The 12,567-nt window shown below is 61.9% G+C and carries 11 protein-coding genes; 6 read left to right on the forward strand and 5 right to left on the reverse strand.

Translation table 11 applies throughout. The annotated features are described in order from the left end of the window. Positions 1 to 103 precede the first annotated feature (103 nt). The 3 genes from HMPREF2912_RS04365 to dapF are packed head-to-tail and all read left to right on the forward strand — an operon-like array spanning position 104 to position 2,510. Positions 104 to 736, forward strand: a complete 633-nt coding sequence (locus HMPREF2912_RS04365; protein ID WP_070562925.1) for a hypothetical protein — start codon at positions 104 to 106, stop codon at positions 734 to 736. Beyond that, positions 736 to 1,662 carry a tRNA (adenosine(37)-N6)-dimethylallyltransferase MiaA gene (gene miaA / locus HMPREF2912_RS04370; protein WP_070683403.1) on the forward strand — a complete coding sequence of 309 codons (927 nt, stop codon included), beginning with the start codon at positions 736 to 738 and terminating at the stop codon, positions 1,660 to 1,662. Before HMPREF2912_RS04365 ends, miaA begins: the two co-directional genes overlap by 1 nt. Before the next feature lie 11 nt (positions 1,663 to 1,673). After that, positions 1,674 to 2,510 carry a diaminopimelate epimerase gene (dapF, locus tag HMPREF2912_RS04375; RefSeq protein WP_070683405.1) on the forward strand — a complete coding sequence of 279 codons (837 nt, stop codon included), beginning with the start codon at positions 1,674 to 1,676 and terminating at the stop codon, positions 2,508 to 2,510. A 17-nt stretch (positions 2,511 to 2,527) separates the two neighbouring features. Here the strand turns inward: dapF and HMPREF2912_RS04380 are convergent, their stop codons facing one another. Together HMPREF2912_RS04380 and HMPREF2912_RS04385 are read right to left on the reverse strand one after the other, a co-directional pair. Further along, positions 2,528 to 3,061, reverse strand: coding sequence for a hypothetical protein (locus HMPREF2912_RS04380; protein WP_070683407.1), 534 nt, complete (start codon positions 3,059 to 3,061; stop codon positions 2,528 to 2,530). Positions 3,062 to 3,082: 21 nt separating this feature from the next. After that, positions 3,083 to 3,865 (reverse strand): hypothetical protein, encoded by a 783-nt coding sequence (locus tag HMPREF2912_RS04385; protein ID WP_070524490.1) that lies wholly within the window; start codon positions 3,863 to 3,865, stop codon positions 3,083 to 3,085. Between the two features lie 122 nt (positions 3,866 to 3,987). On the opposite strand from HMPREF2912_RS04385, the gene hflX reads away from it, so the two are divergent. Together hflX and HMPREF2912_RS04395 are read left to right on the forward strand one after the other, a co-directional pair. Then, positions 3,988 to 5,466, forward strand: a complete 1,479-nt coding sequence (hflX, locus tag HMPREF2912_RS04390) for a GTPase HflX (RefSeq protein WP_070683409.1) — start codon at positions 3,988 to 3,990, stop codon at positions 5,464 to 5,466. 34 nt (positions 5,467 to 5,500) lie between these two features. After that, complete coding sequence (locus HMPREF2912_RS04395; RefSeq protein WP_070524486.1) at positions 5,501 to 6,781, forward strand: uracil-xanthine permease family protein; 1,281 nt, start codon at positions 5,501 to 5,503, stop codon at positions 6,779 to 6,781. A 363-nt stretch (positions 6,782 to 7,144) separates the two neighbouring features. Here the strand turns inward: HMPREF2912_RS04395 and HMPREF2912_RS04400 are convergent, their stop codons facing one another. From HMPREF2912_RS04400 to HMPREF2912_RS04410, 3 genes are read right to left on the reverse strand one after another with little or no spacing between them, the layout of a single operon-like run. Further along, positions 7,145 to 7,414 (reverse strand): HPr family phosphocarrier protein, encoded by a 270-nt coding sequence (locus HMPREF2912_RS04400; RefSeq protein ID WP_070524483.1) that lies wholly within the window; start codon positions 7,412 to 7,414, stop codon positions 7,145 to 7,147. Between the two features lie 58 nt (positions 7,415 to 7,472). Further along, complete coding sequence (locus tag HMPREF2912_RS04405; protein WP_070683411.1) at positions 7,473 to 9,569, reverse strand: PTS fructose transporter subunit IIABC; 2,097 nt, start codon at positions 9,567 to 9,569, stop codon at positions 7,473 to 7,475. A 22-nt stretch (positions 9,570 to 9,591) separates the two neighbouring features. Then, complete coding sequence (locus tag HMPREF2912_RS04410; protein WP_070683412.1) at positions 9,592 to 10,563, reverse strand: 1-phosphofructokinase family hexose kinase; 972 nt, start codon at positions 10,561 to 10,563, stop codon at positions 9,592 to 9,594. Between the two features lie 237 nt (positions 10,564 to 10,800). Here HMPREF2912_RS04410 and ptsP point away from each other — a divergent pair, with 237 nt between their 5' ends. Continuing rightward, positions 10,801 to 12,495, forward strand: coding sequence for a phosphoenolpyruvate--protein phosphotransferase (ptsP, locus tag HMPREF2912_RS04415; protein ID WP_070524477.1), 1,695 nt, complete (start codon positions 10,801 to 10,803; stop codon positions 12,493 to 12,495). Positions 12,496 to 12,567: the final 72 nt, after the last annotated feature.

Below are 12,567 nucleotides of genomic sequence, written 5' to 3' on the forward strand. Positions count from 1 at the left end.
GCCGCGCGACACGGCTGCCAGAACTTATGTCACACAACACTACCGTTTCAGCCGCGCAGCCGCGTGTTAACCCCGAAAAACTAACCTTATAGGATGGGAGTCGATGCAGAATCTCATGATTATGCCAGCCTCACCGGCCTTGGCGGAAGAACTCTCACCCAGCGATGATGCCTCGCGTGCGCTGCTCAGTGCTGCGTGCGAGTTGGCCCGTGATGCCGCACGCGTGAGCGGCAGCAGCCCCCTCCAGGTGGACATTGTGGGATCGCGCGACGTGCGCTGGCGTACCGAGCACACGGGGAGCTTGAAAGCATGGGGAGCACCGCAGGTCAATGTCGGCGGCGGGAATTTCCTTCCGGAAATCATGGCCCGCTACGTGCTTAGCCGTGCACTTAATCTCACTTCCGATGAACCGGGCTTCGTGGTGGAGGATTCCCGCGCTGAGCTCGGTGAGGTCCGCCCCGGGCGCTTGACTGTGGTCTGCGTTGACGGTTCGGCCGGCCTGACCGAGCGCGCGCCGCTTGCGCTTGTCGATGGCGCACGGGATGCACACCTGTGGTGCGAAAGCATCCTAGCGGGAGGGGAAGGCCACTGCGACGAAGAGCGCCTCCGTGCTGCCGGTGTGCTCGAGACGAGCCTCTGGGCGCAGCTGGCAAGCGTGCACCCACGTCACGCGGAACTGCGGGCGGCGGATTCAACCCTCGGGGTAGGGCGCTATGTGGCGGGGTGGCAGTGCTAATGCCTGAAGTCCAAGCACCCGGCCCAACCCCTATCGCGGTGGTGGGCCCGACGGCCTCCGGGAAATCAGCGCTCGGTGTAGCTCTTGCGCACGAGCTCGACGGGGAAGTTGTCAACGTTGATTCGATGCAGCTCTACCGGGGCATGGATATCGGCACAGCCAAGCTGACAAAGGAGGAACGCGAAGGCATTCCGCACCATCAGCTGGACGTGTGGGACGTGACGGAAACGGCGTCGGTAGCGCGCTATCAGGCCTCCGCCATCGCGGATATTGACGGCATCCGTGCACGCGGTAAAACCCCGATTCTGGTGGGCGGCTCCATGCTGTATGTCCAATCGCTCGTGGATAACTGGCAATTCCCACCCACTGACCCGCAGGTGCGGGCCCGCTGGGAGGCACGGCGCCAAGAGATCGGTACCGATGCCCTGCACGCGGAGCTGGCCGCTGTGGACCCAGCGGCCGCAGCCATCATCGAGGACAAAGACCCGCGCCGCACCGTGCGCGCGCTGGAGGTTATCGAGCTTACTGGGAAGCCCTTCAAAGCCAGCCAGCCACCGAAGAATGCTCCGCCCCGGTGGGGGACGATAATCCTCGGTCTGCGCACGGATTCCAGCTGGCTGAACCCACGCATTGAGCTGCGCAGCCGCCTCATGTTCGATAAAGGGCTCGTGGAGGAAGTTGAAAACCTCCAAGCCCACGGTCTAAAGGCTGACTCCACAGCAGGCCGGGCGATCGGCTACGCACAGGTGCTGCAAGCCCAGCGCGGCGAGCTGACATGGGAAGAAGCAGTGGAGCGCACCATTACCGGAACCCGCCGCTATGTGCGCCGCCAGCGCTCCTGGTTCAACCGCGACAAGCGGATCCAGTGGCTCGATGCTGCGGCCGAGACGACGCCGCAGGCATTGCGTATCGTGGAAGGACAGTAGACTTTAAACCTATGAAGTTTGCAAAAGGCCACGGAACTGAGAACGACTTCGTCATTGTGGAAGGAACAGAAGCGCTGCCGCCGGAAAAGGTAGTGGCTCTGTGTGACCGTCGTGCGGGAATCGGTGCGGACGGCGTGCTGCGCGTTATCCGCGCCGGTCAGCTGCTTGCCAATGGGGAGATTGAGGAACTCGCGCCGGGTATCGCTGCGGAGGACTGGTTCATGGACTACCGCAATGCGGATGGCTCGATTGCGGAGATGTGTGGCAACGGCACCCGGGTCTTCGCACACTGGGTCCGCTCACGGGGGTTGGTGGATACCGACGCCTTCACCGTGGGCACTCGTGCAGGGGCCAAGCAGGTGACCGTGCACTCCTTTAACGACACAGCGGCCGAAGTCAGCGTGGAGATGGGCCCAGCACAGGTGCTCGGCGTCTCCACAGCGTCGATGGCGGGGGAGAGCTTTGCCGGCCTTGGCGTAGACGTGGGAAATCCCCATTTGGCGGCGGTTATCCCAGACCTTAGCCCAGAGGAATTGGCTGGAAAGCGCCTCGAGCAACCGGTATTTGATACCGACTTCTTCCCGGCTGGCGTCAACGTTGAGCTGGTCACGCCCCTGGAGGATGGAACGGTTCACATGCGCGTCTTCGAGCGCGGCTCGGGCGAGACCCGTTCGTGCGGCACCGGGACGGTGGCGGCAGCGTGCGCCGCGCTTGCCGACGCCTCCCGCATCACCGGCAGCGTCCGCGTCATCGTCCCCGGCGGCGAGGTCCAGGTAGAACTCACCGAGGACGGCTCCACGCTGACGGGCCCTTCGCGCATCGTGGCAACTGGTGAAACGTCACTATAGGGCTTTCAGGACGGCGTTTAGCGTCCGTCCTCCTTTTCGTAATTGGTTCCCAAGGCCAAGGCAGCGCGGCGGGCGGCGAGCCAGGCTTCTTTGAGCTCGGCGGCGCGCTCATCGGCTACCTTGAGCAGGGATTCAAGCTCACTTGTCTCGGCATTCGGCGAGTTTACTCGAGCATCGAGGCGGCGTAAGAAGCGTTGCGCGCCATGCATCTCATAGTGGAACGCTTCGATGGTGGGGTTGGCGCAGTCGGCGTCGACAAGCGCCGGGCGGTGCAACGTGCGGTCGGCGAGGGACTCGGCGTCGTCGCTCGTGGCAAACGTCGCGTAGTCCTCGAGGACCCCGGTGATGTCCTCCACCGTGAGAGCAATAGAAGCCCGCAGTGCTGCATGTTCCGAGGCGTTGGGGCGAGCGTCAGCAAAGAGCCACAGCGCTGCGCACACAAACGCGGCGAGGATAACTCCCGGCAGCTTCAGTGTCAGAATCAACACCGCAGCGGTAACCACGGCGAGCAGGAGCGCGAGGCCGCGACGCTGAGATGCGGAAAAACTCATGTGAACTACTCTACGGAAGTTCTAGTGACCGCCGCAGCCGCCGGAGCCGCAGGCGCACCCGCCTTCGCCGCCACAGCCACCAGTGGGCAGCGCGATCGAGGCGGTCAGCATTGCCGAACCCGCAAGAACGGAATCCTTTACCGGGAGGTCTCCAAAGCTCTCGGGCAAGCAGAGATCGAAGGGGAATGCACCATCCATGACCAGATGAATGAAGCGTTCACCGGTGAGCTGGTTGTGGCGCCACTCGGATTCCATGACCCGTGCGGCAAAGGTGCAGCGCGGGGTGGGGGTTTCGGCGCCGGAACCAGCCGCGACAATGTCCGCACCCACGGACTCAAACGTGGCCGGGTAGCTTCCCTTCGCTGCTTCGTAGGCGTCTGTGCTGTCGAATGCGGAGACGTTGAGACCCATCGCAGTGAGCTCTACTTGCTGCCACTGCTGGGTGTCTTCGTCAGCGAGGAGCGGGCCCTGCGCCAGATTTGCCGTCGCCTGCGCGAGCACGTTGCCGAAAGGATCAATGATGTCCAGGAAAGCCAAGACATCATTAATCATCGACACGTGGGCGAAGCCCTGGGTAACGCCCTCGAAACCAATGAAGGTGGCGAAAGGCTCGACGGCAAGGATATTGAGTTGCGCGCCGGAAGGATCCGCGAACTGGATAAGTTGTCCCCCGCGAACCTCCCCGGTCACTGCCAGTTGATTGCTGGAAATGGCTGCCTCAACGGCGTCCTGCCAGCGCTCGTAGTTGAGGCCGATGGCCTGCATCTCTGGGTGGGAGGTTTCTTTCACGGTCATGCGCACCATTGTATCTGTCTCAGAGGGGACTCAAAAACCAGCGCTGATACGTCACCGTGCTGCGGAAGTCTGTGGGAACAGGAAGCGGAGATTCCCAGTTGAGAGGGACAACGTGCAAGAATAGGGGACATATGACAAAAGAAACCCATGATGATCTCCTCGCGCAGGCTTTTGGTGAGCCGGCGCCCAATTCACAGGAGCCAACTACCGGTGATCTCGACCTTGCGGAGCGCAACGCCTTCCGGCGAGTAAACCGTGAGACCACCATCCGCGCGGAAGACACCACCGATGGCTACGAGGTGGAGTATCGAAAGCTGCGCCTTGAGCAAGTGGTGCTCGTGGGAGTGTGGACCGAAGGTACCGTGGCCGAGGTTGAGGCCACGATGGCGGAGTTAGCCGCTCTGACGGAAACCGCGGGAGCCGAAGTCGTCGAAGCCTTGTACCAGAAGCGAGATAAACCGGATCCAGGCACCTATATCGGTTCGGGAAAAGTGAACGAGCTCAAGGACATCGTGGCTGCTACTGGCGCGGATACCGTGGTGTGCGATGGCGAGCTAACCCCCGGTCAGCTCTCTGCCCTGGAGCGTGCGCTCAACACCAAGGTCATTGACCGCACCATGCTCATCCTGGATATCTTTGCGCAGCACGCCAAGTCCAAGGAAGGCAAGGCCCAGGTCTCGCTCGCGCAGCTGGAATACCTCTATACCCATACCCGTGGTTGGGGTGGAAACCTCTCGCGCCAGGCGGGCGGCCGTGCTGGTTCCAACGGCGGTGTTGGTCTGCGCGGTCCCGGTGAGACCAAGATTGAGACGGACCGCCGCCGCATCCGCACGCAGATGGCCCTGCTTCGCAAGGAGCTTAAGGCGATGAAAACGGCACGTGAGATTAAGCGTTCGCGCCGTGCGTCATCGACGATCCCTAAGATCGCCATCGCCGGCTACACCAACGCTGGCAAGTCCTCCCTCATTAATGCAATGACGGGTGCCGGCGTGCTGGTGGAGGACGCGCTGTTCGCGACCTTGGATCCCACCACTCGCCGCGCCGAGCTTGCCGATGGCCGCCAGGTCGTCTTCACCGATACCGTTGGGTTCGTGCGCCATCTGCCCACGCAGTTGGTGGAAGCCTTCAAGTCCACCTTGGAGGAGGTCCTCGCAGCAGACCTGATGCTGCACGTGGTGGACGGGTCGGATCCCTTCCCGCTGAAGCAGATAGAGGCCGTTAACCAGGTCATTTATGACATCGTGAAGGAGACCGGTGAGGAGGCACCGCCGGAGATCGTCGTGATCAATAAGATTGACCAGGCCGATCCGCTGGTGTTGGCGGAACTGCGTCACGTCCTCGACCGCGACAACGTTGTGTATGTTTCCGCCAAGACGGGGGAGGGCATTGATGAGCTCACCACGCGCGTGGAGCTGTTCCTCAACTCTCAGGATGAACACGTGCGGCTTCTCGTGCCGTTTACCCGCGGGGACGTGATCGATCGCATCCACACCCAAGGCACCGTGCGCGGCGAGGACTACACGGGGGAGGGCACGCTTGTCGACGTCCGCCTGCCAGCCTCCGTCGCCGCCGAGCTCAAAGAATTTCGAGTTTCTGACCAAGACGCTTAGGTTTCGGTGCTCGCGTGAGCCATAATTAGGGCTCGTGAGTAATTTTGGCTGGGCCGTCCACGGGGACGGAAAGACGATTAAGCCGGGCGCGGTTGTCGCACCCGAAGAACGATTGAGCTGGGGCCGCACCATCGGCATCGGCATGCAGCACGTGGTGGCCATGTTCGGCGCGACGTTGCTCGTGCCCACCCTGACCGGATTCCCGGTCAACACGACGCTACTGTTTTCGGGTTTGGGAACGATACTGTTCCTCCTGATTACCCGCAACCGCCTGCCTTCTTACCTAGGTTCCTCCTTCGCGTTCATTGCGCCGTTGAGCGCCTCCCAGCAGTACGGCATTGGCGCGCAGGCAGGTTCCGTCCTCGTGACTGGCCTGGTCTTGGTGGCCATTGGTCTCGCGGTGAAGGCGGCGGGCCGAAAGGTCCTCGACGCTGTCATGCCGCCGGCCGTCACCGGTGCCATTGTTGCGCTGATCGGCCTCAACTTGGCTCCCAATGCGGCCACCAACTATTCGAGCCAGCCGCTGGTTGCCACGGTGACGCTGGCGGTCATCATCCTCGCCACTGTCGCTGGGCGGGGCATGGTTTCGCGTCTGTCGATTCTGATTGGTGTCGTCGTCGGCTGGGCTTTCGCGGCCGCCACAGGCAACCTCGGTGAGGGCGCGGTGGAGTCTATCCGCGAGGCGGCTTGGATTGGCTTCCCGCAGTTCCATGCGCCGGAGTTCCACGTTTCAGCCATCGCGGCAGCACTTCCGGTGTTGGTCGTTCTGATTGCTGAAAATGTCGGCCACGTTAAGGCGGTCTCTGAGATGACCAAGCGCGACCTCGATGATCTCGCTGGCGATGCTCTCATCGCGGACGGCCTGGCCACCTCCCTGGCCGGTGGTTTCGGTGGTTCCGGCACCACAACCTACGCGGAGAACATCGGAGTCATGGCCGCCACCCGTGTCTACTCGACGGCCGCCTATTGGGTGGCTGCTGTTACCGCTATCGCGCTGGCCTTCATCCCGAAGTTTGGCGCGCTTATCTTCACCATCCCCACCGGCGTGCTGGGCGGTGCTTGCATCGTCCTCTACGGCCTCATCGGCATGCTTGGCGTGCGCATCTGGATGGACAACAAGGTCAACTTCAACAACCCGGTGAACCTCACTGCGGCGGCAGTGGCGCTCATCGCGGGCATTGGCAACCTCACGCTCGACGTCTTCGGCGTGACCCTCGAAGGCATTGCCTGGGGCTCCGTCGGCATCATCGTGCTCTACCCAGTGATGAAGAAGCTTTACGGCACCATCGGTGAAGGCCGCGGCGCGAAGTACTAGAGGCGCTTCCGCCGACTAGCGAGGATAAGGGACCGGAGCAAAAGCACCATCTGGACGCGTATTTATGCAAAACCACAGGTGAATGTGTGCAGAAGTCTGCATAAGGTGCTTTTACTTCGGTCCCTCTGCGGTATGAGGCAGCGCATCCACATGGTTCTACTCACATGGTTCGGGTCAGAAGGTTTTCTTGGGGTCAAGTGAACCTTATAGGCACCTCTATATGGTTTCCTTGCCCCCAGCAAAACCGTTTGAGTAGAGCCCGATGACTAGAACCTTTTGCTAGACAACCAAGCAACGAAAAGCTCCCGCCACCCTCAGCGCAAGAGGGAAGCGGGAGCTGCCGTTCTATAAACGGGAAGTGCTTTAGGAAGCGTCGAGGTCCTGCTCGATGAGGCCGGCGATCTTCTCGACAGCCGCCTCGTTCTCGGAGGTCACGGTGACTTCGTCGCCCTGCTCGGCGCCGAGAGCCATGATCATGAGGGAGGAAGCAGCATCGGTCTCATCCTCGTCCTCATCGCCAACGAGGGCGAGGAAGATGTCCTCATCGAACTCAGCGGCAGCGTCTGCGATGATGGAAGCCGGACGTGCGTGCAGTCCGACGGAGGAACCAACCTTGACGGTCTTAGAAGCCATGATGATAATCCTTTCGAATTACGGTATTTCGTGCTTACAAGTGTACGCGGGTTAAGGGTTAGGCGGCAGCCTTGGCCATGTCGGCCTTTGCTGCAGCCTCTTCAGCAGCCTTGTTGGGCCAGAATCGCTTCATCGCGATGACCGCGATGGTGGACACGATGACGCCGGCAAGGATGGCCACGAAGTACGCCCACGCAGGTTCGATGGCGAAGATAACGAAGATTCCGCCGTGCGGGGCGCGAGACATGACGTCCAGGGACATCGACAGCGCACCAGTGACCGCGCCACCGAGCATCATCGAAGGGATGACACGCAGCGGGTCGGCGGCAGCGAACGGAATGGCGCCCTCGGAGACGAAAGACAGGCCCAGCAGCCACGCGGACTTACCATTCTCCTGCTCCGCAGGCGTGAACAGGTTCTTGCGCACAAAGGTCGCGATGGACAGTGCAATTGGCGGAACCATGCCGGAGGCCATGACGGCGGCCATGATCTTCATGGAGGCCTCGTCGCCCGTGGACAGGCCTGCGGTGGCGAAGAGGTAGGCAGCCTTGTTGACCGGGCCACCCAGGTCGGAGCACATCATCAGGCCGAGGATGATGCCCAGAAGGACAGCGGAGGAACCAGACATCGAGGACAGCCAGTTCTGCAGGCCCTCCATGATGGCGGCCAGCGGGGCGCCGAGAAGCAGGTACATGAGCAAGCCAGTGATCATCGTGGCGAGCAGCGGGATGATAACGACAGGCATGAGGGAGCCGATCCAACGCGGTACCTTCCACTTGCCAATCCACATCGCAACAAAGCCAGCAATGAGACCGGTGACAAGACCGCCGATGAAGCCAGCGCCGAGAGTCACGGCAATGGCACCACCCGCGAAGCCCGGCGCGATGCCTGGGCGGCCTGCCAGCGCGAAGGCGATGTAGCCGGAGAGCGCCGCGACGATGAATCCCATCGATGCTTGACCGATGGCGAAGAGCACGGCGCCGATGTACAGGGCGAACCCTGCCTTCTTGAAGGTCATCATTTCGCCGTCGACCATGACGTCATGGCCCGGCAAGTTGGTCAGCGAGTAGTCGGTGGTGATGGCCTGCCACCCATTAGCCATGTCATATCCGCCGAAGAGGAATCCCAGTGCCAGGAGGAGGCCGCCCGCGGCAACAAACGGAACCATGTAAGAAACGCCGGTCATGATGGCTTGCTGAATACGCTTGCCCCAGCCCAGACCCTGGCCATCTTCCTCAGCGCTAGAGGAGGAAGCGCCGGCAGTTCCTGCCACCTTGTGCGCGTTGGGGTTCTTCGAGGCGGCGATGGCCTCATCGATCATCACGCCCGGTTCGTTGATGGCGCGTTTGACGCCAGATTCGATGACCGGCTTGCCGGCGAAGCGCTCACGGTCACGAACGCCCACGTCGGTAGCGAAAATCACGGCGTCGGCAGCCGCAATCGTGTCTGCCGAAACAGAGGTGTTGTTGGAGGACCCCTGGGTCTCCACGGTGAGCTCGACGTCGTCGCGTTCCTCGGCGGTTTGGGTGAGGGCGTCGGCAGCCATGTACGTGTGAGCAATGCCGGTCGGGCATGCGGTGACGGCCACAATGCGCGTCTTCTTCGACTCTGCAGTCTTGCTCGAAGCAGGAGCCGCTGCCGCTGCACTCGCACCTGCAGTGGATGCTGATTCGGTGGCCGCAGCCTTCTTCTTCGGCTTTTCTGCGTTGACAACGTCGAGGACGAGGGAGACGATCTCTTCTTTGGTCTTCGCAGTTCGAAGGGCTTCCAAGAAGTCCTTCTTCACCAGCGCGCGAGCGAGCTTCGAGAGAATCTTCAGATGGGCCTTGCCGCCGCCTTCCGGAGCAGCGATGAGGAACACCAAGTGGGCGTCACCGTCGGGGCCGGAGAAGTCGACCCCGCGCGAGAGACGGGTGAAGGCCAGGGTGGGTTCAGACACGGCAGCAGAGCGGCAGTGTGGGATGGCAACGCCGCCGGGGACACCGGTGCCGGCTTTGGCTTCACGAGCGATGGCTGGGCCTGCCAGCTCGTCCACGGAAGTGGCGCGGCCGGTGTCGTGAACAAGCGTGGCCAGATTGGTAATGACTGATTCGATGCTGTCACCGAAGTTGGCGTCGAGCGCCACGAGGTCGGTGGTGATGAGTTGTGATGACATCGGTAGGTACTCCTCAGTACTGCTAAAGGCCGGTGACGGCCGAAACCGTCGTGTGTTCGATATCTAGTTCTTCGGGGGTTGGAATTTGGGTTCCCGGGAGTGCTGCGGCTGCTGAACCGTAGGCCACAGCCTGGCGCAGGGCCTCGGGGTACGAGGCGCCGGAGCGGCGGGCGAGGATATAGCCGGAAAGCGAAGAATCGCCGGCGCCCACGGTGGAGCGCAGGGTAATTGGCGGGGGAGTAGCAGCCCATGCTTCGTTGGCCGTGACCAGCACCGCGCCAGCGCCGCCCAGGGTGACAAGAACCTCGGGGATGCCGCGCTTGACGACGACCCTCGCGGCCTCAACCACTCCGCTGAAGTCGCCGTCTTCGGCGGCGGCCTCAAGGGCCTGACCATCGACACCTGCAAGCTGGCCCAGCTCGAGGCCGTTTGGCTTGATGAGGTCGGGGCTGGCTACTTCGAGGTTGTCACCGAGAGCCACCATGGGCGCATCAGAGGTATCGACGGCTATGCGGAGGTCAGGGTTGGCTTCGCGGGCTACCCGGATGAGCTGCGTGTACCAGTCGGTGGGAACGCCTTGGGGGAGAGAGCCTGCCATGACTAACCACTCGGCGTCGGCGCAGTGTTCTGCGAGTGCCTGTGCAACGGCTTGCTGCACGTCCGCATCGAGCGTGGCGCCGGGGCCGTTGAGCTTGGTCGTGCGGCCATTCGGCTCGGTCAGAGTGGTGTTGGTACGCACCGCGCTGTGAGTGGGCACGGCCTGCACGGGAATCGATGCGTCTGCCGCGAGGGCCAGGAAAGGATCGGAGGCAACGGCGGGGAGCAGCGCCAGGCTGTCGACGTTGGCGAGCGTTACCGCGTGCGTAACGTTGACGCCTTTACCACCGGCAACGCTGGAGACGGACCCGGCGCGGTGAACAGCACCAGGTTCGAGTTCCTCGTTCAAGCGCACGGTGGCGTCGATGCTCGGGTTGGGGGTCAAAGTAAGGATCATCGTGGACAATGTCCCCTTTCGCGGAGTGCGTATATTGGGGGCAAACGCGCCTCGGCGGCGTGAACAAGAGCTTCGGTGCGGAGTGCCCGTTGTCAGCGTGAAATTAATGTTGCTTAATGTTGATTATTGCCCGTATGTGTCCGAATGTCAATGGAATCACTGTGGGTTTCGTTGCATTTTTGGCCGACTTGTGATGATCTGGAAAGAGAAAACATCGTCTCCGTAAGGAAATGTGTCATGGAAAACGCATCCCCATCCATCATTAAAGGCACCGGCGTCGTCGCTGGCGTTGCATACGCTGAGGCGGTGTGGGTCCGCCCACGCCCAGAACTGCCCACGGCTGGAGAAACCGTGGCGGAAGAGCAACGTGATGCCGAATACGATCGCTTCCTCGAAGCGGTAGATATGGTTGCTAGCCGGTTGGAACAGCGTGCAGCTGGGGCCGAAGGCCAAGCTGCTGAAGTTCTTGGCGCAACCGCCGGAATGGTCAAGGATCGAGGCTGGCACAAGGCAGTGCGCAAGGGTATTCGCGGTGGTAAGAACGCCGAGTATGCAGTTGTGGGTGCCACGGACAGGTTTGTCACCATGTTTGAGGCTGCCGGCGGCGTCATGGCTGAGCGCACGACGGACCTTAAAGACGTGCGCGATCGAGTGATTGCTCAGCTGCGCGGTGAGCAAGAGCCGGGTCTCCCCATGGTCGAAGGAGAGGCTGTACTGCTGGCTGACGATCTAGCGCCGGCGGATACCGCAACCTTGGACACCACTCACATCAAGGCGCTCGTGACCGAGCTTGGCGGGCCAACCAGCCACACCGCGATTATTGCTCGCCAGCTTGATCTTCCCTGCATCGTGGCAGTGGGCGCTAAGCTGCGAACGATTGAGGCTGGCACCCAGCTCTTCGTCGATGGCTCCGTAGGATCGGTGTCCCTGGGTGCAGATCGTGCCTCCGCGCTGAAGGCCGTGGAGGAATACCGTGAGAAGGCGGCACGAGTTGCCCAGTGGCGGGGACCAGCCCAGACCAAGGATGGTCATCGCGTGCAGTTGCTGGCCAACGTTGCTGACGGAAACGCGGCCCGCATTGCCTCTGACTCGCAGGCAGAAGGCATCGGCCTATACCGCACGGAGCTGTCCTTCCTCTCTGCCAGCGAGGAACCGACCGTCGAGGAGCAAGCGCGCATCTACGGCAAGGTTTTCAACGCTTTCCCGGAGTCCAAGGTCGTTGTACGCACGCTCGACGCCGGTTCGGATAAGCCGATTTCCTATGCCACCTTGGACTCGGAAGAAAACCCCGCATTGGGCGTTCGTGGTTTGCGCATCGCCCGCGACAACGAGGCGCTGTTGACTCGTCAGCTCGACGCTATCGCCCAGGCCGCGGAAAAGCGCGGAGATGGGGCTACGACGTGGGTTATGGCGCCGATGGTGGCTACCGCAGTGGAAGCGAAATGGTTCGCTGGTCTGTGCCGCGAGCGCGGTTTGACCGCCGGTGCGATGATCGAGGTTCCCGCCGCAGCCTTGATGGCGGATACCATCATGCCGCACCTCGATTTCGTGTCCATTGGTACCAATGATCTGACGCAGTACACCATGGCCGCGGACCGTCTGTCGCCGCAGCTGGCCTACTTGACCGATCCGTGGCAGCCTGCTGTCCTTCGCCTGATTCAGCACACCTGCGTGGTGGGGCGCGATAACAACGTTCCGGTTGGCGTTTGCGGCGAAGCCGCAGCTGATCCCATGCTTGCCTGCGTGTTGACTGGCCTCGGCGTGACTTCGCTGTCGGCGGCGTCGACTGCGGTTGCTGGCGTCGGTGCGCAGCTGGCTGAGCTCAGCCTTGAGCAGTGCCAGAAGATGGCAGAGGCGGCTGTCAACGCCGAAAGCCCAGCGGACGCTCGTGCCGCAGTGATTGCGCTGCTGGAGGAATACCAGTCCGCTTAGAGCGCTGAATTGCACAGGAGGTGTGCGCCCTCATCATGCGGGGTGCACACCTCCTGAATTGATCTATGGGTG

It is taken from the genome of Corynebacterium sp. HMSC056E09 (assembly GCF_001813425.1).
Lineage (GTDB): Bacteria > Actinomycetota > Actinomycetes > Mycobacteriales > Mycobacteriaceae > Corynebacterium > Corynebacterium hesseae.

Coding starts and splice junctions, on each gene's coding strand:
- HMPREF2912_RS04365 (WP_070562925.1), top strand. CDS start 104: ATGCAGAATCTCATGATTATGCCAGCCTCACCGGCCTTGGCGGAAGAA.
- miaA (WP_070683403.1), top strand. CDS start 736: ATGCCTGAAGTCCAAGCACCCGGCCCAACCCCTATCGCGGTGGTGGGC.
- dapF (WP_070683405.1), top strand. CDS start 1,674: ATGAAGTTTGCAAAAGGCCACGGAACTGAGAACGACTTCGTCATTGTG.
- HMPREF2912_RS04380 (WP_070683407.1), bottom strand. CDS start 3,061: ATGAGTTTTTCCGCATCTCAGCGTCGCGGCCTCGCGCTCCTGCTCGCC.
- HMPREF2912_RS04385 (WP_070524490.1), bottom strand. CDS start 3,865: ATGGTGCGCATGACCGTGAAAGAAACCTCCCACCCAGAGATGCAGGCC.
- hflX (WP_070683409.1), top strand. CDS start 3,988: ATGACAAAAGAAACCCATGATGATCTCCTCGCGCAGGCTTTTGGTGAG.
- HMPREF2912_RS04400 (WP_070524483.1), bottom strand. CDS start 7,414: ATGGCTTCTAAGACCGTCAAGGTTGGTTCCTCCGTCGGACTGCACGCA.
- HMPREF2912_RS04405 (WP_070683411.1), bottom strand. CDS start 9,569: ATGTCATCACAACTCATCACCACCGACCTCGTGGCGCTCGACGCCAAC.
- HMPREF2912_RS04410 (WP_070683412.1), bottom strand. CDS start 10,563: ATGATCCTTACTTTGACCCCCAACCCGAGCATCGACGCCACCGTGCGC.
- ptsP (WP_070524477.1), top strand. CDS start 10,801: ATGGAAAACGCATCCCCATCCATCATTAAAGGCACCGGCGTCGTCGCT.